The organism is Paenibacillus sp. O199 (assembly GCF_001636635.1).
Lineage (GTDB): Bacteria > Bacillota > Bacilli > Paenibacillales > Paenibacillaceae > Paenibacillus > Paenibacillus marchantiae.
This window is the reverse complement of record NZ_LGRP01000003.1, coordinates 428855-450168: the sequence shown is the minus strand read 5'-3', so window position 1 is coordinate 450168 and position 21314 is coordinate 428855. Positions and strand designations below refer to the sequence as shown.

17 protein-coding genes are annotated in these 21314 nt (G+C 48.4%); all 17 read left to right on the top strand.

Features of this window, described 5'->3' with window-relative positions; translation table 11 throughout:
- Window positions 1-217: 217 nt before the first annotated feature.
- A complete protein-coding gene (locus tag A6049_RS06980) occupies window positions 218-1840 on the top strand; it encodes a PucR family transcriptional regulator (protein ID WP_063563933.1) in 1623 nt (540 codons plus the stop codon).
- A gap of 295 nt (window positions 1841-2135) precedes the next feature.
- Window positions 2136-3641 (top strand): factor-independent urate hydroxylase, encoded by a 1506-nt coding sequence (gene pucL / locus A6049_RS06975; protein WP_063563932.1) that lies wholly within the window; start codon window positions 2136-2138, stop codon window positions 3639-3641.
- Complete coding sequence (gene uraH / locus A6049_RS06970) at window positions 3638-4018, top strand: hydroxyisourate hydrolase (protein WP_342671812.1); 381 nt, start codon at window positions 3638-3640, stop codon at window positions 4016-4018. The genes pucL and uraH overlap by 4 nt, the downstream gene beginning before the upstream one ends.
- Before the next feature lie 40 nt (window positions 4019-4058).
- Window positions 4059-5474, top strand: coding sequence for an allantoinase AllB (allB, locus tag A6049_RS06965; RefSeq protein ID WP_063563930.1), 1416 nt, complete (start codon window positions 4059-4061; stop codon window positions 5472-5474).
- Window positions 5461-6762 carry a Zn-dependent hydrolase gene (locus tag A6049_RS06960; RefSeq protein WP_063563929.1) on the top strand — a complete coding sequence of 434 codons (1302 nt, stop codon included), beginning with the start codon at window positions 5461-5463 and terminating at the stop codon, window positions 6760-6762. Before allB ends, A6049_RS06960 begins: the two co-directional genes overlap by 14 nt.
- Before the next feature lie 6 nt (window positions 6763-6768).
- Window positions 6769-8010 carry a pyridoxal-phosphate-dependent aminotransferase family protein gene (locus A6049_RS06955; protein WP_063563928.1) on the top strand — a complete coding sequence of 414 codons (1242 nt, stop codon included), beginning with the start codon at window positions 6769-6771 and terminating at the stop codon, window positions 8008-8010.
- The gene (ggt, locus tag A6049_RS06950) at window positions 8004-9602 is read left to right on the top strand and encodes a gamma-glutamyltransferase (protein ID WP_063563927.1); all 1599 of its coding nucleotides are present in this window, start codon (window positions 8004-8006) and stop codon (window positions 9600-9602) included. The genes A6049_RS06955 and ggt overlap by 7 nt, the downstream gene beginning before the upstream one ends.
- Window positions 9603-9709: 107 nt before the next feature.
- Entirely contained in the window at window positions 9710-11032 is a 1323-nt protein-coding gene (locus A6049_RS06945; protein ID WP_063563926.1) for a 5'-deoxyadenosine deaminase, read from the top strand.
- A 129-nt stretch (window positions 11033-11161) separates the two neighbouring features.
- A complete protein-coding gene (locus A6049_RS06940; protein ID WP_063563925.1) occupies window positions 11162-12337 on the top strand; it encodes an XdhC family protein in 1176 nt (391 codons plus the stop codon).
- Complete coding sequence (locus tag A6049_RS06935) at window positions 12303-12947, top strand: nucleotidyltransferase family protein (RefSeq protein ID WP_063563924.1); 645 nt, start codon at window positions 12303-12305, stop codon at window positions 12945-12947. The genes A6049_RS06940 and A6049_RS06935 overlap by 35 nt, the downstream gene beginning before the upstream one ends.
- Before the next feature lie 308 nt (window positions 12948-13255).
- A complete protein-coding gene (locus tag A6049_RS06930) occupies window positions 13256-14170 on the top strand; it encodes an FAD binding domain-containing protein (RefSeq protein WP_063563923.1) in 915 nt (304 codons plus the stop codon).
- Between the two features lie 67 nt (window positions 14171-14237).
- Entirely contained in the window at window positions 14238-16571 is a 2334-nt protein-coding gene (gene pucD / locus A6049_RS06925; RefSeq protein ID WP_063563922.1) for a xanthine dehydrogenase subunit D, read from the top strand.
- Window positions 16568-17071: a (2Fe-2S)-binding protein gene (locus A6049_RS06920; protein WP_063563921.1), complete on the top strand. Its 504-nt coding sequence runs from the start codon at window positions 16568-16570 to the stop codon at window positions 17069-17071. Before pucD ends, A6049_RS06920 begins: the two co-directional genes overlap by 4 nt.
- 240 nt (window positions 17072-17311) lie before the next feature.
- Complete coding sequence (locus A6049_RS06915; RefSeq protein WP_063563920.1) at window positions 17312-18259, top strand: helix-turn-helix transcriptional regulator; 948 nt, start codon at window positions 17312-17314, stop codon at window positions 18257-18259.
- A gap of 66 nt (window positions 18260-18325) precedes the next feature.
- The gene (locus tag A6049_RS06910; RefSeq protein ID WP_063563919.1) at window positions 18326-18892 is read left to right on the top strand and encodes a DinB family protein; all 567 of its coding nucleotides are present in this window, start codon (window positions 18326-18328) and stop codon (window positions 18890-18892) included.
- Window positions 18889-19440, top strand: a complete 552-nt coding sequence (locus A6049_RS06905; RefSeq protein ID WP_481852327.1) for an EVE domain-containing protein — start codon at window positions 18889-18891, stop codon at window positions 19438-19440. Before A6049_RS06910 ends, A6049_RS06905 begins: the two co-directional genes overlap by 4 nt.
- A 675-nt stretch (window positions 19441-20115) precedes the next feature.
- Window positions 20116-21192 carry a class II fructose-bisphosphatase gene (gene glpX, locus A6049_RS06900; protein ID WP_063563918.1) on the top strand — a complete coding sequence of 359 codons (1077 nt, stop codon included), beginning with the start codon at window positions 20116-20118 and terminating at the stop codon, window positions 21190-21192.
- Window positions 21193-21314 lie beyond the last annotated feature (122 nt).

Below are 21314 nucleotides of genomic sequence, written 5' to 3'. Positions count from 1 at the left end.
ATAAAACCTATGCCAGTTGCGCAACGATTGCTGCAATTGTGTCATGGGTTTTATTTTTTTTCATGTAAGCTATTAAAATAAAAATGATGTTATAATACTTAACAACAATCAAGGTTTATTTCAATAAAATGGTTAAAACCAAGTGTGGAACTTTTGTTCAATTCCAAATAAGAGATATAAACGGCTTCATGCGTTATATATATGGGAGGTAATGTCCATGCAGCTCACGGTTAAAGAGGCTTTACAGGTATACCCGTTGTCTGAGGCCAAACTGGTTGCAGGTGGGGAAGGGACTTCGCGGATGATGAAATCCGTTAACGTCATGGACGCTCCAGATATAGCGGATTGGATCAAATCCGGAGAACTGCTGTTCACAACCGCATTTATTATGAAAGACAACGAGACCGATGCACTTCGTTTGATGCGCCGCCTGAACGAACGCGGTTGTGCTGGGCTTGGCATTAAATTGGGCCGCTTCTGGCAGGCCATTCCGCAAGGGATTATCGAGGAAGCAGATCGACTGCGGTTACCGCTACTGGAACTGCCGTTTCAGTTTACATTTTCCGACCAGATGAATGCGTTATTCAAGGCTGAACATGAACGCAGCAATCGTTTACTGCACGAGGTGGTGCAGAAACAAAAAAAATTGATGCAGTTTGCATTGCAGCAGCAACAGCATCGGAATGTATTTGCCGAACTAGCTACCGTGTTGAATTATCCACTTGCGGTTATTGGCTCCCGCGGACATGTGCTCTATGGTAGCGAAGGTATTGCGGGAGATGCTGTAGTACAAGGTTGGCCTTGGAAATCCGTCATGCACCGAGTGAAATGGAATCAGGGAAGCTGCCACCGGGTACCCATCAAGCAGAATGATGAAGAATACGGATTTTTGCTTGTCTTCACAGACTCGGCGCTGTCACTTAGAGCGGAGGAAGAATTGTTTCAGCAGGCTGCGGATGTCTTGGCATTCTATATGGATATGACCTATCGAGAACACATTAACCCCACCGTTCAGGATGAGATGCGTACGCTGTTAACCCAATATCTGGATAACAAAATGACGGTAGATGAACTCACCAAGCTCAGCGAGAATAAAGGCGTTCATCTGTTCCAGGGGACCTACCAATGCGTGTTGATTACGCTGGAACCGTCTGTTTTTGCAGAAGGAAAACTGCTGAAGCAGATCCACCGCGAGTTGCAGTACAATCCGCTTATGCAATTCACGGCCTCACAGCATTTTCAGATCGAAGATGGCATATTATCCATCTATACCTGTCCAACGGGGCGGGATTATGGAGAGGAATTATCAGCATTCCTGCTTAATCGATTCGGGGATGTTCTTGCAGCACAGGAAGCCAAGGGAGCATCTTCACCGCGTTTCTGGATCAGCAAAATGAAGCATGAGCCGAAGTCGCTACGCGAAGCCTATCAGGAATGTCTGGATACTCGCCAACTGGCTCGCCGATTCGGTATGAAGGATCGGGCTCTCCAGTTTGAGATGCTGGAATTCGCCTATGTGTTCCAACATGTTCCAGATAACATCATGGAGAATTACTGCAATAAAGTACTTGAGCCTTTACTGGCCAGGGACGGCGATCCCAATCAGGTACTGATGAATACGTTGGAATCTTTTATCGAGAATGACGGACTCATTAACGAAGCTGCGAAGCAACTATTTGTGCATCGGAATACCGTTACCTATCGGATGGAGAAAGTCGGAAGTTTGCTGCAAATGGACTTTAAGAAGACTAATGATTTGCTGAAATTAAAGCTCGTGTTCACCTTCCGTAAGTTTGTGCGGGACAAAACTACGGCTAGGCCGTATTCGCAGCATTATTAACTGAAGAGTGGACCTACTTAATACGTAAATACTTTTATGATCATAATCATTATCCAGAACAAGTGTTGTGCAGCATGACAATGAAACAGGCATGTCAGATAAAACCGTATTTCCCTTGAGGAAGTGCGGTTTTTTAGCTTTTCATTACATTTGAACAACCAAACCCCGTGCATTGCTAACAAATCACATAACTGATGTTATGTTATATTACAAAATTACGTAAATATTGTTGTCGCAGTATCGAGAGACACTTAAAATGAAAAACAACAATCCACAGAAGACCGGAGGTTCTAACATGGGCGACTTCATTAAACTCGTTAACAACTGGTCTATCACACAGTTCGTGCATACGTTTGGCGGACTATTCGAAGAATCACCTTGGGTGGCGGAGCGTTCCTGGCCTTCACGGCCATTTGACTCTTTTGAACACATGATGAATGTCATGAAGAACACAGTTCAGACATCCGATGAGAAGGTCAAGTTGCAGTTGCTTTGCAATCACCCGGATCTCGGTGCGCGGATCAGCATGAGCAGCAATTCTGTTCAAGAACAGGCTGGTGCAGGGCTTAATTCACTTTCGTCGGAGCAATATCACGAACTTAGTAAACTAAACAAAGAATATACAAGCCAATTTGGCTTTCCTTTTATATTGGCCGTGAAAGGTCACACAGCTCAGTCCATCCTGGAGTCCATGCGGAAGCGCAATGGGAGAGGAAGAGAGGAGGAATTCCAGACCGCCCTGAAGGAAGTGTTCAAGATTGCTTCCATTCGATTGGAACAGTGGCTGGTGCAGATTGGTCATGAACATGAGTTTGAATTTAAGCCATCCGAAGTAAAGCAACGGACCATGTATTACGGCAAAGGAGATGTAAGGATGTACCGCTCATACGCCAAACCGTTGACGGGTATTCAGCCCATCCCGGAATCTCCATTCACCGGACGGAATAATATCCTGTTCGGATTAAACATTAAAGTAGCCGTGCAAGGCGACGAATTTCTGCCTTCTTTTATTGAAGGAGATAACTCTCGCATCGTTGCAACGGATTCAATGAAGAATTTCATCCTGAAACATGCTGCGGATTACTACGGAGCTACGGTGGAGGGTTTTCTCGCTTACGTTAGCCGACGTTTTCTGGAGACATATCCGCAGATGACCAAAGTGCAAATGACGGCAGATCAGATTCCTTTTGAAGATGTGCCTGTTCGCAGAGAAGGAAGCCTTCGTGCAAGCGAGCTGGTATTCCGTTATTCCCAGAATGATCGCGCGACGGCTGCAATTGAAGCGCAGCGAAAAGGAAATCAGGTTGAACTGAACAATCATTTCAGTGGTGTCGCAGATATCAGGCTGATTAAGGTCAAAGGCAGTGAATTTGCCGGTTTCGTCAAGGATGAGCACACCACCTTACCCGAGACATGGGACCGTCCACTGTTCATTTTCCTGAATATCAATTGGCGTTACGAAGACCCGAGAGATGGCATGGACGATCAGCGCGGACGTTATGTAGCGGCGGAGCAGGTAAGAGATGTAGCTGCAGCCGTGTTCCATGCGTGTCGTTCGGCATCCATTCAGCATCTAATTTATCAGATTGGACTAAGGCTATTGCGACGATTTGGACAGCTCAGTGAGGTTTCATTTGAATCCAACAATCGGACATGGGAAACGGTGCTGGAGGAAGTAAAAGAAGGAGAAGGCAAAGTATTCACCGAGGCCAGGCCTCCTTATGGGTTTCAGGGTTTCTCAATGACAAGGGATGATCTAGAGGCTGACCAGAGGGGCTCGAAGAGAGAAGGTGAGGCATGATGTCGGTAGCTGGAGGACGGATTACTACGCATGTGCTGGATACTTCCAAGGGCGTTCCGGCCGCAGGCGTGCGGGTTGAACTTTTTGTATTACACAGGAATGGCGAGAAGGAAAGCAAAATGAAAGTTGCTGAATCGTTGACCAATGCCGATGGGCGTCTGGATGCACCTTTGCTTGAAGGCGGGAAGCTTGAGCAAGCGGTCTACGAGCTTCATTTCAACGTTGAGGGATATTACGCACAGCGATCTCTTGAAGAATTAGGGCAGGTATTATGGACGGTTGTGCCGATCCGGTTTGCCGTATCCGATGCTTCAAGTCACTACCACATTCCTCTGTTGATTGCGCCTGGAGGTTACAGTACATACCGGGGAAGCTGAAATATACGAATCCAGTTCTGATCAGAGGAGGGTCATCCATATGACAAGATTAGATACGATCATCCGGGGGGCCCGGGTTGTGTTGAGAGATAGCGTGGAAGAACTGGATATTGGGATTACTGGTGAACAAATATCAGCTTTGTCCTCACACCTGGTGGGTGATGAAGATACTGAAATAATAGAAGCAATTGGCCTCACAGTGATGCCGGGGGCTGTGGACATACATGTTCACTTTAATGAACCTGGACTCGCGAGCTGGGAGGGTTTCAAATCGGGATCCGCATCACTGGCTGCTGGTGGAATTACGACGTATGTCGATATGCCGCTTAATGGTGTCCCTCCAACGATTAGACCGGAGGCTTGGGAGTCGAAAATGAAAGCAGCCGACGGTCAATCCTATGTTGATTATGCGTTCTGGGGAGGACTTGTTCCCGGCAATCGGGCCGAGCTTGCACCTTTGGCCGATATGGGTGCGGCCGGATTCAAGGCATTTATGTCCGAACCTGGCGGAGAAGGGGAAGACATCTTCGCCAGAGCGGATGACGATACACTTTTGAATGGCATGTACGAGATTGCAAAGCTAAACCATGTACTGGCGCTTCATGCGGAAGACGAAGCGATGGTTGCTGAACTTGGGGCAAGGAGTATTGCAGATGGACGAATCGGCCCGATTAATTACGTGCAATCTCGCCCAGCAGAAGCAGAGGTTCGGGCGGTGTCACGAGCGCTGCAATATGGGGAGCAAACCGGATGTGCACTTCATTTTGTTCATATCAGTACACGGGAAGCGCTTGATCTGATTGCAGAGGCAAAACAGCGCGGGCTGGATGTAACTTCTGAAACATGTCCACATTACCTGACTCTGACAGATGAGGATGTTGTCCGGTTGGGAGCTGTAGCGAAGTGTGCGCCGCCATTGCGGAGTCAGGTTGAGCAAGATCAGTTATGGGATGCGCTGGCAGCAGGTCTGATTGATGTTATTGCATCCGACCACTCACCCTGTCCGCCATCGATGAAACAATCTGATAATTTCTTTGAAATCTGGGGTGGCATCTCGGGTGCGCAAAGTACGCTGCTGCTCATGTTGGAGGAAGGACATCTTCAGCGAAATGTAGCCCTTCCTTTGCTGGGAAGAGTCCTGGCCCTGCAACCTGCCAGAAGGCTTGGATTGGAGAACAAAGGTGAGATCGCCATCGGCAAGGACGCGGATCTGGTACTGATTGATTGGGAGAAGAGTACCACCTTAAATACGGATGATCTGCACTACACACATAAACAGAGTCCTTATGTGGGACGCACGTTTTTCTCCAGCATTGTAGATGTGTTCTGCCGGGGCACACGAGTATACAGTTCAAAAACAGGATTATCGGATGAACCTTTAGGACGGTTTATCCGTGCTAACTCATCTGTTCCGGTTGGTGTTGAAGGAACGGAGGGGTATCATGACGGACTTTGAAGTACACACGTCTTCCGGTACGGAACGTCCCACCCAGGCTTTGCCGCAATTGGAGCAGGTGCAGCTGCAAGGCATGCTTGACTGGTTGTCTACATATGGCGCTGATCCCCAGGGAGGTGTGACACGTCTTTTGTACGACCAAGCATGGTGTAAGGCACAGCATGCGCTAGCGGCAAAAATGCAGGAGAACGGGTTGGCTCCTGAATTTGATCAATCGGGCAACCTGTATGGAACTCTGCACGGTACGGGTTCAGGAACAGGAATGAAAGAGGCGCCGATTGTTACGGGTTCCCATATCGATACAGTGGTACATGGTGGGAAGTATGACGGTGCGTATGGCGTAGTTGCAGGTATGCTCGCGCTAGAGTATCTACAGAAAAATTTTGGGGCACCGAAACGAACGGTTCAAGTCGTGTCCCTATGTGAAGAAGAAGGTAGTCGATTCCCCTTCGCTTATTGGGGATCACGGAGTATAACGGGGGTAAGCGGGCTGGAAGACGTTCAGCATTTGAAGGATCAAGAAGGCATTACCTTTGCAGAGGCGATACGTGATGCAGGCTTTGGACCAGATAGCAGCTATAGATCAGCTTCACACACATATGTTGCGTTTATCGAGCTTCATATCGAGCAAGGTCAGGTCCTTGAACGATTGGGCCATTCAATTGGTATTGTATCGGATATTGTAGGCCAGAAGCGCTTTAGCATTACAGTCAGTGGCGAAGCCAATCATGCCGGAACTACACCGATGTCCTGGCGCAAGGATGCACTTGCAGGTGCAGCCGAGATGATTACAGCCGTAAGACGCATTGCGCTTGAAGCGGGAGAACCACTTGTAGCCACAGTCGGACGAATAACAGCTGATCCGGGCGTCGGTAACGTCGTTGCATCCCGAGCCGTATTCTCGCTCGATATCCGGCATATCAGGCAAGAGAGCATCGATCGATGCTGGCAGCATATGCTGCAGGAATTTAGCCGAATCGCAGCCGAGCAGCAGCTCGGACTGAACTGGGATGAGCACTTGTCTGTCACGCCTACTCCGATGAACGAACAGATGACGTCAGACATTCGAGATATATGTGAAGTGGAGCAGTTATCCTATATGCACATGCCAAGCGGCGCAGGACATGATTCGCAGATCTTTCAGCCGGCTTGTCCCACGGCGATGATCTTTGTCCCCAGCCAGGATGGCATTAGCCATAATCCCCTTGAATATACAGCTGAAGAGGACCTGATGAAAGGTTTCCGGGTTCTCGTCCAGTTACTCTATAAATACGGTTACGGGAGTTGAGTGAAGATGTCCAACTATAAAGAATTGTCCCCGTCCTTGCGGACGATCATGACACCGGGGCCAGCTGAAGTCGATCCAAGAGTGCTGAGGGCATTATCCTTCCCGATCCTGGGGCAGTTTGATCCGGAGTTCACTTCCCTGATGAATGAGACGATGGCCATGCTGCGTGAACTATACATCACAGATAATGAGTGGTGTTATCCGGTAGATGGCACATCCCGCTCAGGTATTGAAGCCGTGCTGGTCAGTCTGATTCAACCGGGGGACAAGGTGCTGGTTCCCATCTATGGACGCTTCGGACATCTGCTGGTTGAAATTTCGGAACGTTGTGGTGCCGAGGTTGTTTTTTTTGAAACAGAATGGGGAACGGTTTTTGATCCCGAAGAGGTAATCAAGGCGATTCATGCCCATAAGCCGAGTTTGGTCGCGATGGTTCACGGCGAGACATCAACCGGGCAAATGCAGCCTCTCGCCGAGATTGGCAAAGCCTGCCGCGAACTTGATATTTTACTTGTCGTCGATGCTGTTGCCACAATCGGCGGTACACCTGTGGAGACGGATGCATGGTATCTGGACGCGGTGATGGGTGGAACGCAGAAGTGTTTGTCCGTTCCATCCGGGATGGCGCCATTAACGTATAACAGTCGTGTGGAGAAGAAGCTGATGAGCCGCAAAACCGTCGAACGAGGGCTCAGGGATGCAACAAGTGCTCGGGCTGAAGGGCGCACGATTGCCAGTAATTATTTTGACCTGAGCCAATTGCAGGACTATTGGAGCTCGGCACGGTTGAACCATCATACGGAGGCTACTTCGATGCTCTACGGTCTTCACGAAGGACTGCGAATTTTGCTTCAGGAAGGACTGGATGCCCGTTTTCAGAGACATCGGATCAATGAACGAGCGTTAGTAGCGGGAATCCAGGGCATGGGGCTCAAACTGTATGGAGACATGTCCAGTAAACTTCCGGTGGTCACTTGTATCGAAATACCCGATGGTATGGATGGTGAGTCGGTACGCAGCATGCTTCTGAACGATTTCAGTATTGAGATTGCCAGCTCATTTGGACCACTGAAAGGCAAGATTTGGCGTATTGGTACGATGGGATTCAGCTGCCAGCGCAAAAATGTACTTCATGTGCTGGGCGCACTGGAAGCTGTCCTGTTGCGTCATCGTCACGCCTTGCCAGCAGGCGAGGCCGTACAGGCAGCGCTGGATGTGTATGCCGGGAAGGAGGGCGTCTTATGTTGAACCAGATGCCGATATCCAGGGAGGTGATGGTTACCTCCCCCCATTATTTGGCGAGTACGGTTGGCAGCGCAATCCTCCAGCAAGGTGGTAACGCTTATGATGCTGCTGTTGCTGTAAGTGCCGCACTGGGCGTAGTCTACCCACACATGACAGGACTTGGCGGAGATGCTTTCTTTCTGATTCACGACGGAGCAAGTGGTGACATAACTGCTTACAACGGAAGCGGTCGTTCAGCAGCAGGCATTCATGCGGACACGTTCAAAGCGATGGGGATGAGCGCCATTCCTCAGCGAGGTGTGCTTAGTGCGATTACCGTTCCTGGAATGGTAGATGCATGGTGGGAAGTCTGGTCCCGCTATGGGAAGTTAAAGTGGGAACAGTTACTTGAACCAGCTGTGCTATATGCAGAGAAAGGATGCCCTGTATCCCGAAATCTGCGCCTGTGGCTGGAACGTGATGAGGATTTCATTATGGGGCATACACCGCTGCGAGCGGTATTTGCCCCTTTTGGTACACTTTTGCAGGAAGGCGATCTACTCTTGCAGCCTGAGCTTGCCTCTTCCATTCGCCTGATTCAGGCAGGTGGACGTGATGTTTTTTATACCGGGGAACTGGCGGAGCAGCTAACTTCGGCTATTCGTGAGGATGGCGGCATGCTTGCCCCAGCGGATTTCGCAGCTCACAAGGGAGAGTGGGTGAAGCCGATCACTACCGATTACCGTGGCTATCAAGTTCACCAGATGCCGCCCAATTCACAGGGCTTCTCGATGCTGATGATGTTGAATATGCTGGAACATATTGATCTCTCTTCCGTTGCGCGGACGTCCCCCGAGTTTTATCATCTGATGGCTGAAGTGGTCAAAAAGGCTTTTCGTGACCGTGATCGTTATCTCACAGACCCGGATTTCAGGGATATTCCGCTGGGAAATTTGTTGTCCAAGGTTTATGGAAATGAATTATGGAACGAGATTCAGTCCGCTCCACCTGCTGTGGCACAGCCTTTTCTGTCCAAAATGATGGGTCAGGATACGGCTTATGCGGCGGTTGTGGACAATGAAGGCAATGCCGTCTCGTTTATCCAGAGCCTGTACTTTGATTTTGGCGCTGCTTATGTGCCCGGGGATACGGGTGTGATCATGCAGAACCGCGGTTCCTTTTTCTCACTTGATCCGAAGGACGCTAACGTATTGGAACCAAATAAACGCTCATTCCACACCCTAATGCCGGGTCTTGTCACTCGTAACGGGAAACCTTATATGCTCGTAGGTACGCAGGGCGGTGAGGGCCAACCTCAGACACAGTTATCAGTTCTTACGGGTGTGCTGGACTATGGTCTGAACATTCAGGAAGCCATTGGGTTACCGCGTTGGGTGTATGGGCGTACCTGGGGCGAGGAAGGCGACACGATGAGAGTGGAGAACCGCTATCATGACGACGTATGTGACACGCTTACCCGGTGGGGACATAACGTCGAAGCCAGAGCGCCTTGGGACGGGATTATGGGGCAGTCACAAGGGATTGTCATCCGTGAAGATGGCATGATTAGCGGGGCAGCAGATCCCAGGGGAGATGGCATGGCTATCGGGTGGTAGCGTGATTTATGTAAAGCATCATGCATAGATCCAAAGAAGATCATCTTAACTGTGCAGGATCAGAATTAATAAAATTACGCAGATAGATACGGATAGGGGAGATTATCATGGGAACGATCCTGCTAAAAGGTGCACAACTCGTCACAATGAATGCAGAAGAGGATGTATTTACGGGAGATTTGCTGATCGAGGACAATAAAATCAAAGAAATTGCAGAGCATATCGATGTTCAGGCAGATCAGGTCATTGATGCTCGAGGCAAAGTGCTGCTTCCAGGTTTTATCCAAACGCATATTCATCTGTGTCAGACCTTGTTCCGTGGACGTGCGGACGATCTGGAGCTGATGGATTGGCTTCGCCAACGCATCTGGCCGCTTGAGGCAGCGCATGATGAAGAGTCTGTCTATTACTCGGCGATGCTCGGCTTGGGCGAATTGATTTCCAGCGGGACAACAACCATTTTGGATATGGAGACCGTGCATCATACCGATTCGGCTTTTCAGGCGATGGCACAGAGCGGCATTCGGGTGATTTCCGGTAAAGTGATGATGGATCACGGGGATGAAGTTCCTGAACCGCTGCGTGAAAATACGGCTACCTCGCTGCAACAAAGTGTCGATTTGCTGGAGAAATGGAATGGATTCGGCGGTGGCCGTATTCAGTATGCGTTTTGTCCACGCTTCGTCGTCTCGTGCACCGAAGAATTATTGGTTGAGGTGCGTGACCTGTCGAATAAGTACCATGTGAAAGTGCACACCCATGCCTCCGAAAATCGTGGCGAGATCGAACTGGTAGAACACGAGCGTGGCATGCGCAACATTGTCTATCTGGATCATATCGGTCTAGCTACCCCAAGACTGGTGCTTGCCCACTGTGTGTGGCTGAGTGAGGAAGAGAAGGAGATTATTCGCAAACGCGGGGTAAAAGTCACCCACTGCCCTGGATCGAATATGAAACTGTCCTCAGGTATAGCGGATATTCCTGATCTGCTGAATCGCCAGATTGCGGTAGGGATTGGTGCCGATGGTGCGCCGTGCAACAACAATCTGGATATGTTCCAGGAAATGCGCCTGACCGCGCTCATTCAAAAGGTGCCTCACGGTCCAACAGTGATGGACGCCCGTACGGTGCTTCGTATGGCGACGATGGGTGGAGCAGAAGTGCTCGGAATGTCCAAGGAAATCGGCAGTCTGGAAGTGGGTAAAAAAGCAGATATATTGCTGCTGGATCTGGATGATTTTCATACGTACCCTTCCTATGAGACTGATGTGTATTCCCGTGTAGTCTATTCCGCAACTCGCAGCTGTGTAGACACCGTTATTATTGATGGAAGCATCGTGCTCCAAAACCGGAAGATTCAAACGATTGATCGTGGCATTGTGCTTCGTGAATCGGATAAAAGTATTGCAAGATTGATGAAACGCATCTAATCGAACGCAGCCGTATGAAACTCACCCAATGAACTATCTGAGCAAAAGTTGGACATTCAATATACGCTAGGAAGGTCCAGAATCACTTCTTCGGATTCGGATTCAAATCCCTGAAAGGATGGAGACGCGATGGAAATGCATGATCTGTGTGCAATTGCAGGGCGGGAACCGCGCTGTGTTCTCGCAACAGCGGTTAAGGTAGAAGGTCATGCTTACCGTAAGCAAGGAGTCTCTATGCTTTTGACCGAAGAAGGTGTGGTGTATGGCAGTATCAGTCCAGGTTGTCTGGAGAGCGATCTGCAGGCTAGGGTGGACCGTGTGCTGGATACACAGCAGTTGGAATTCGTGGAGTATGATATGCGTCCGGAAGATGATTTGTCCTGGGGGGAAACGATTGGCTGCGGCGGGTTAATTATAGTGCTGCTAGAGCCGGTATGTGCTGAACTCAGGTCGATCTTGTCTCAAATGCATACGTATTTTCAATCTGGCTCAGCTGTGGAGCTAACCCGTTCATTCTACGATCAATACACGCGAATTCATTATGTGATTCAGCTCGCTGAGGATGCGGAAAGCCAGACATCGTTATCCCCTTCTCCAGTTGCCAAGGGAGCTTCTCTAGGTCCAATAAACACATTGATTACAGAGGATACACCGCGACTATCGTTAGTTGTTATTCATTCGTCTGAAGCTGACGCTGTCGCATCTAATTCTGGAGAGAATGATCTTCAGAGGCATGGAATGAACGAGGCAGAGAGGTGGGATATCCCTTTACAGATCTCCGCAAAATATGTGCCCAAACCCCGTCTGATTATCCTTGGAGCCGGAAATGATGTGATCCCGGTCGCCCGTCTGGGCAAATCAGCAGGATTTCGTGTGGTTGTAGCGGATTGGAGAGAAACCTTTTGCACCACTGAACGCTTTCCGGGTGTTGAGTTTGTTCGCGGTTTCCCAAGTCAGATCATACCTGTACTGGATATCCAAAGCGGGGATTATATCGTATTGATGAGTCATCAGTTTCCGAGAGAACGGGAATTTCTTGAATTACTTGAGGATCGAGATTATGCATATATCGGTATTATGGGCTCCAGAACACGGACAGCACGTTTGCTGAACGATCTCCCTCCACTAAAACAGTTGCATTCACCCGTTGGCTTGACCATTGGTGCCGATGGACCGGAAGAGATTGCAATCAGCATCGCAGCAGAACTTATTGCCTGTAAAAGAGCAGCTGTTGCCGCAGAGCGTCGCAAAGTACAGAGGGGGATTGCACATGCGACTGACGGGCATCGTGCTAGCGGCAGGTAAGAGCAGCCGAATGGGGCGGGATAAACTGTCTATCGTCATGCCTGATGGAAGATGTTTGGCCGCATGGACATTGGAAGCTGCCTTGAAATCCGATTTGGAGAAAGTTATCTGTGTGGTCAAACCCGAGGATTCATTAGCGTGGATCCCCTCCATGTGGCTCAATGCAGCATCATATGGTTGTACTCCAGATACGAGCACGAGGCTTCAGATTGCAATCTGTATCGACTATGCATACGGTATCGCCATGTCCCTTCACTGTGGCATTCTGTCTGCTATAGCATACAAGCCAGAAGGTGTGATGATAATTTTGGCAGATCAGCCGCTATTGCAGGCACAAGATATTAACAGGGTTGCTGAGTCGTTAGCCTCCAACAAACTGTGTGATTATGCAGCAGCTACCAATGGCGGTGGAGGCAAGCCTCCGGTCGCCTTTCGTGAACATATGCTGGGGCCTCTTTTGTCGCTTAGCGGAGATGAGGGAGCGCGAAAAATCATGCGCAATCCCAAATATGCAGGCAAGCATGTATCTTTGTCTGAATTTAGCTTTTGGGATGCGGATACCGAACCAGAGCTGGAACGTATTTTGGATTATGTGAATGGCATAAGATGAATGAAAATCAAGGCAGAAGGAGCGATTCCTTGTGTATTATTTCTCGCAGTAATGAGGTCAGCCAGACCATCTGGTTGGCCTCTTTATTGTTTTGATCTAATTGGTTATGAAATGGCTTGTGTTAGCTTATCGCAGTAAACAATGCATCAGGCACAAATCAAAGAGTCTATTTATACATTTATCCAAAATGATGTGAAGATAATTGACCTTATTGTTGCAGTCCCATATGATTTGAAGAATTATTTGGATCATTCGTTCATATCCAACGTCCCGCAGACAGATTCCAGATAGAGAAGGGAGATGGAAGGATGGTCATGTCGGCATATGGGTCTGGAGCACAACCAACGGTTTGGCAGCCCGTTAATCTAGATGAGCTTCAAGCTTTAAAGAGTGAACTGTCCGGGAAGTATTGTTTTGCAGCAGGGGCCACATTATTGCGTACTCAGTGGGAGGGCGGCCTTGTTCCTGTACCTGAGCATATGATCAGCCTTGCCCGTATTCCAGGTGCAAGCGGCGTATATGTGGGTGGAGATGAGCTGGTCATTGGAGCACTGACGCGATTAAGTCATTGTGCCACAGACGTTCATCTGCAACAGCTGCCCTTATTACAGTCTGCAATGAATGCTATCGCTGCTCCTTCTATCCGGAATGTGGCGACAATTGGCGGAAACATTGTATCGGGAGTCGGTGACTCGATCCCTGCACTCCTTGTCTACGATGCACAGCTGTACTGGATGACGGACAACGGCATGGAGATGCGAAGTCTTTCGTCTTGGCTGAACGGTGGTCGTGACGGCAGTCGCAATCCGAATGATGTGTTAATTTCCATTCATATTCCGATGAAACATACGCCTTTCCCTGATGTCACCAGCGAGCGGGCATCTGCGACGCGTGAAATTTCATTTTACCGCAAGCTGGGTCGGCGGGAGACCTTTACAGCATCGCTGGTGACGATTGCATTTCACGGAGAAGTGGATGCAGATGGCCGCTGGAATAAAATAGCGATCGCTGCAGGTGGAGGTTCAGGCATGGCCATGCGACTTACGGAGTCGGAAAAGCTGCTTCTTGGCGGGGAGACTTCAGTTATGCAAGCTTCATCTTTAGCTGCCTCGGTTATGGCGGAATTCGTGACTTATAGCGATGCATTCGCTACAGAAGAGTACCGCAAACAAACGGCAGGTAATATGCTCGGTGCCGGACTCTGGGAAGCACTTCGCTCATAAAAGAAAACCATTTTGGAGAAGCAAAGTGTGAGACCAACAGCTTCTGAAGGGAGAAAGGAGAGAGAACATGCTGTTAAATCGGGATAGTAGTGGGAAACGCTGGCATCTGCGGCCAGATGGTATAGGCAAAGTAACAGGACAGCTTCAATATCTGACAGACATGACGCTGCCCAATATGATCCACGGAAGGGTCCTTCGAAGCTCTTACCCTTATGCCAGCATATTGTCTATCGATACTACCAAAGCGGAAGCTATGAAAGGTGTATTTGCTGTACTCACCGCCAAAGATGTACCCGGTTTGAACCTGTTTGGCATTGCAACTCCGGATCAGCCTGTATTTTGCGAGCATGTCGTTCGTTATGTCGGTGACGCCATTGCCGCAGTTGCTGCGGACTCCCCGGAACGTGCAGCGCTCGCGCTGGATTCCATCCGGGTTGAGTATGAAGAATGGATTCCGCTGGACAGCCCAGAGGCTGCACTGGCACCCGGTGCACCTGAGCTCCATGAACATTGTCCCGGCAATGTGCTGCACCGTACCGAAATCAAACGAGGCAATGTAGATGAGGGCTTTGCTGCATGCGAACATATTGTGAGTGAGACTTATTATACCCCTCGCCAGATGCATGCCTATATGGAGACGGAAGGCGGGTTATTTGTTCCTGATGAAAGTGGGAGACTCCATGTCTACGCGGCGACACAGCATGGTTACAAGGACAGGATGCAGCTTGCCCGAATCATTGGCTGTTCCGAAGAAGATATTCGGGTGGTCTCGTCTCCAATAGGAGGTTCTTTTGGCGGGAAAGATGAGCTGAATGTACAGCCTTATGGGGCACTGCTTGCTTTAAGGTCCGGACGTCCTGTGAAAATGCATAATTCACGCAAAGAATCCGTACGTGCAGGATTAAAGCGTCATCCGATGAAAATTGAAATGCAGACCGGAATCAGCCGTGAAGGCATGATCCAGGCTCACCGAGTCCGCATTACCGCAGACACCGGAGCATATGCGACGCTAGGGGCACCTGTCCTGAATTTTTGCACAGAACACTGTCTCGGGCCATATTCTATTCCCCACGTAGATGTGGAGGGCGTCTCGGTGTATACGAATAATGGGGTGTCGGGAGAGTTTCGTGGATTTGGCGGGAATCAGGCAATCTTTGCAATGGAGGGTCAGATGGATCGACTCGCCGAGATTATGGATATGGACCCCTGGGAGTTTCGGAGACGCAACATGAGGGGAAAGACCGATCCTGGGCCATTGAATCAACAGATTCTGGTCACAGATGGACTGTCGCAAGTATGGGAGGCGATGGATCGTTCGGAGTTATGGCAAAAGCATCAGTATCCCCCGGCAGATCTTGCTCTACCTCCCTGGATTAAACGTGGAGTAGGTGCAGCCATCGCGATGCACGGAGCAGGGCTTGGTTATGGCATTCCCGATCCGGCGGGCGGGCGTCTATCTCTGAATGCCGAAGGTAAGATTGAAGTGGCATTCAGCTACGAAGAATTCGGTCAGGGACTTATTGCTACGCTGGAAATGATGCTCTGCGATCTGTTCTACTGCTCAACATCCGATCTAAGCATAATCATTGGGGATACGGATCGAGTGCCACACAGTGGTTCAAGCACCGCTTCGCGTTCAACGACGATGGCCTGGATGGCTCTTCAGCGATTACAGACACCATTCCGCTCCAAAATCTTATCGGTGGCTTCTGCATTATCAGGAATTCCGACTGACGAACTGATTACTGGAATTGAGGGAGTATGGCGCAAGGTACAGCATTCTCCAGAAGTTACAGCGAATGAACCGACGATGAATTCCAGAGTTGTTGTTTCTTACGTTGATCTGGCGAAGCATGGAAAAGAGGAAGAATGGATTTTTGATACTCAATTTGAATATCCGACCACGCCGGACAATGTTGTGGGTGGGCATTATCTATATACGTATGCGGCAGTAGCGGCAGAAGTGGAGGTAAACACGCTAACCGGAGAAGCCAAATTGCTAGATACGAGGCATGTGGTTGCTGCTGGCCCTGTCATCAATCCAATGGGATTCATCGGGCAGATCGAAGGTGGAAGTGTAATGGCTCTGGGTTTTACATTGACCGAGGATGCCGTGATGCAAGACAGTCGCTATATGACAACCAATTTGGACACCTACCTGATTCCGACGATTCGCGACATTCACACCAACCTGGACGTAGAGGCAATTGAAGATCTGCCAGAGGGAGATCCGTTTGGACCACGGGGGATTGGCGAGATTGGTTCGGTGGCGCTTGCTCCGGCCATCACCGCTGCGATTCACCAGGCTACAGGGGTGTGGGTTAATCGTTTGCCGATTCCGCGCGATCAACTGATCAAACCACTGTGCGTCTCGCTTCAGAAAGGAGTGGGTTCATCATGACTGAACCTTTGAGCAATTTCTGGACAGCCGTTGTGAATGGCGAGGAGAAACAATTGCACATCACCCAGACAACCCGTCTTGTGGATGTACTGCGCTCGCATTTGAATCTAACCGGAACAAAAGTTTCCTGCGAAGTTGGCCGATGTGGTGCTTGTATGATACTGATGGATGGAGAGCCGGTCAATTCCTGTCTCGTTATGGCTTATCAATGTGTTGGCAGTGAAATAACAACAATTGAAGGGTTACATGGTGAAGAAGAAGGGAAGTTGCACCCAATTCAGCAGGCTTTTGTGGAAGAAGGCGGCTTCCAATGCGGGTATTGTACACCCGGGATGGTGATTTCCACTAAGGCTCTCTTGGACCGCAATCCGCAGCCAAGTCAGGAACAGATCGAAACGGGATTATGCGGTAATCTGTGCCGCTGTACTGGATATGGAGGGATTCTTCGTGCAGTAAGGAAGGTAATCGATGAGCACGATAGGAGGGGTTCTACCCAATGATCATGGAAGTAGTGAGGTCCGAGCTTTCTCTGAATTTCAATATCATAAAAGTTTTTATAGACCAACCTATGTTCTGCGGGTTGGTCTTTGTTGTTTAATGAAACACCTTACGAAAATGGGTCGACGCGGCCATAATGAAGACTTGTTCGTCAGTATGCTTTTCAATTGTCCATATGTTACTTATAATAGATGTCCAATGAAGATGAATACAATTAGTATTACACACAAGGAGGTGTGTTCTTGAACAAATCGGATCGTATGCTGGCCATCGTACTTGAACTGCAACGAGGGAAGGTTCAACGTGCGGAAGATTTAGCCCTCTTGTTTGAAACAAGTGTCCGAACCATATACAGGGACATTCAGGCGTTATGTGAGGCAGGAGTTCCTGTGGTGGGAGAACCCGGAGTAGGATATTCTCTTATGGAAGGATACTTTTTGCCTCCGGTCAGCTTGACAGCTGAAGAAGCGGTTACACTTCTAATCGGACTTGATTTTGTTGAACAGCGCTTCGATAACTACTACAAGAGTACATCCCTTACGTCCCGTTCCAAAATTGAAGCAATCCTGCCCGTGCCTCTTCGGGAAGAGGTGGGACAGATACAACAGGGTATCCGTTTACTTCGTTCACCGGACAGTGATACACACGAGCGAGAGATCGAACATATGGGAATCATCCGAAAGGCAATGCAGCATAAACTCAAAATCCGGTTTCATTACCATAAGCCTGGAACGGTTAATGAAACCGTACAAAAGACCGTTCGTATGTCATCCCCTTACGGGATGCTTTGGATGCAAGGCTCATGGATGCTGATTGCCCGATGTGATTTGCGACAGGAGATTCGTCATTTTCGTATATCCCGCATGAGCGACCTAGAGATTAGTACAGATCCATTCGATCTTCCTCCAGGTTTTAATATTCATAGCTACTCACCACCTGACAACCGTGATGTTCATGTCCGTGTATGGTTTCATGGTCGAATTGCAGATAGAGTGATTGAAGCGAATAATTACTACATGGAGAAAGCAGAACTGCAAACAGATGGATTATACGCAGATTTTCGTGTAAGGCATCCAGAAGATGTACTGCGTTGGATACTTGGCTGGGGAGCCTCGGCTCTGGTCTTGGAGCCCGAATCATTAAGAATTCGAATTCGCGAGGAAGCAAGCAATCTCCTTAAACACTACTGACATAACGCTGTCAGTAGTGTTTGTGTATGATCGGTTTATAACCGATTGAAGGAGTTGTGTATTTGTATGGAAACGACAATAACAAGGAACAACGAAGAGATTCGACGTGATTTTGAACTGACGCTGGAACGTTATTTGCAGGAACTGGATCTGATGAGCGATGCTCAGTTAAGCTACAAACCCAGTGAGATTGAGTGGTCGATAGGCCAGATGTACCAGCATTTAATTCAGTCTGCGATGAAAATGCATTTAGCCAATATTCAACTTTGTATAAGCGCAGACGAGGACTCGGGCAAGAAGAGAAACCAGGGCAAAACAGAAACAGGTGAAGCTGTTTTTGCGCAAGCAAGTTTTCCTCCGATACGTATCCACGTTCCTGATTCTCCTGAGTATACTCCACTACAACCGGATGGAAGAGAATCAATAATTCAAGGATTTAATGAGGTAAGGGATGAAATGCGGAGATTGGAAGTGCTGTTGGAAGAAACAACACAGGAATGTACGTTGGCACATCCAAGCTTTGGTGGTTTGAATGCAGAGGAATGGTTTGCATTGGTCGAAATGCATTATCGTCATCATTTCTTGCAGCTTGAGCGTCTGAAGAAGGCATGGGAAGAACAGGTGCAGAGATGAATGAACAGGAAAAGGAAAAGCATGATTTGATGGCTACCAGCAAAGGAATTATGCAGATTCATACGAGTGAACTCCTGGCTTCTCAGTTAGAAGTTGAGGCTGAATCTGAAAAAGGAAACCGATACTGGATCGGCGTTGTGTCTGCATCACATGTGGAAAAAGGGGTGGAAGGGGGCTTCGCCCAGCTCTGTCACGGCAAGGTAGCTTCTCTGCGCAAAATGAATGCAGGAGACTGGCTGATCTATTATTCGCCGCGAACAAGCATGAAAGGAGGCAAGGTACTTCAAGCATTCACCGCCATAGGGCGCATAATAGACGATCAGGTGTACACGTACCATGTGTCAGATTCCTTTGTCCCGTATCGGAGGAATGTTCAGTATTATCCTTGTCAGCAGGTGAAGATCGCTGATCTGCTGGACCAACTGATCCTTACTCGGGGACAGACACGTTGGGGATATCATTTTAGATATGGTCATTTGCAGATTCAAAAAGAGGATTTTCTGAAAATTGCACTTGCCATGTTGGGGGCTGAGGCAGAAACCTGCTAACCTACATAGTTTGAGCAAAGAGTCAGATCTTATTTATGTGACACAAAGCTGAGGAAAAAATAGACCTTTTGAGGGGAAATAAAAATAATCGAATTTTCAACAACGTAATAATTATTATGTAAACTTATTATTTTCGATGACCTCCATAAGCTGTATCTATATTGCTAACCATGTTTAAGGGGCGGATACAGCTGGATTTAGGTGAATTTCCAGTTCAAATCTTTGAATAAAAAACCTCTTTTAAATGGTCTTCAATATTGTTCCTTTAAGAGTACAGGACGGTTGTAGGGTCTTATTATAAATCGTTTTCGAAGAACTTGAGAACGGATGAAATTCCTCTCTATAATTGCAACTTATATGTTTATAAACCATTGTTATACGAAATTTTAACTCTGATTTATTCCTGAGAAACACTCAACGCAATGAATATAGAATATCGAAAAATATAAGATGAAATATACTGCTTCAGACCAGATATAATCCGGTGGATAAGACTCGTAAAATGGCATGTTCAAAGCTGTGTAAATGTGTTCATTTATCGATGAGGGACAGAATGGGGTGATTTCTCAAAATCGGGTTATTACTCCCGTTTTAGATCAATTTCATATGGATTTGCGATGGATTTAGTACCGCTTTCAATGTATGCTTTTGGAAACTGGAAAGGAAGTGGGAAAAATGGAACGCGAACTGGCGTTGGAAATTGTCCGAGTAACAGAATTGGCTGCGTTAGCTTCAGCACCCTGGATGGGGCGGGGCGACAAGAATAGTGCAGATGAGGCGGCTACTTTGGCTATGCGCGCCATGTTCGATTCCGTGTCTATTCGCGGCACGGTGGTAATCGGTGAAGGAGAAATGGATGAAGCACCCATGTTGTATATCGGCGAGGAAGTCGGCAACGCTGAGGGCCCCGAGGTTGATGTGGCTGTAGATCCTTTGGAAGGTACAGAGATCGTAGCCAAGGGCCTGAACAACGCTTTATCGGTTATTGCAGTGGCGGGAAAAGGCAACCTGCTCCACGCACCGGATATGTACATGGAGAAGTTGGCTGTAGGGCCTGCTCTGGTGGGCAAGGTCAGTATCGAAGATCCGGTTGAGGTGACATTGGAGAAAGCCGCTGAAGCATTGAACAAAAACATCTCAGATCTGACAGTCATGATTCTGGACCGTGTACGACATGAAAGTACGATCAAGACATTGCGCAAAGTTGGTGTGCGGATCAAGTTCCTCAGCGATGGTGATGTTGCAGGTGCGATGGCACCTGCGTTCCCAGAGGCAGGTATTGATCTGTATGTCGGATCAGGAGGAGCACCGGAAGGTGTGCTTGCTGCAGCCGCCTTATCCTGCCTGGGAGGCGAGATTCAAGGTCGCCTGATGCCTGCGAACGCAGACGAATTCCAGCGCTGCTTGCAAATGGGAATCGACAATCCTTACAAAGTATTAACGATGCAGGATATGATCGGCACGGAAGATGTTATTTTTGCAGCAACTGGTGTTACCCCTGGTGAGATTCTTGGGGGAGTGCGTTACCTCGCAGATGATCGGGCAGAGACCGATTCCATTGTCATGCGTGCCAAAACCAAAACGATTCGTTTCATCCGTTCTCAGCATTTCCTTCCTAATAAGGAAGTGTTGCACAAAGTGCGGCAGCTTCAATCTACACCTGAGCCTTCAGATCGCATTCAAAGTAATGTCACTATTATGGAACAGGCTGAGTTCAGTCAATCATCTGTTGGTAACGGTGTGACGACCTGATATAGGTCTGCACTGTAGTTGGTCTGCCCCAACATGAGTCCATGTGAAAGCATGTGAATCAGAAGGTACTATAGGACAAGTTACAAGAAAATATAGTAAGCAAGAGGTGGGGAATTTGTTTA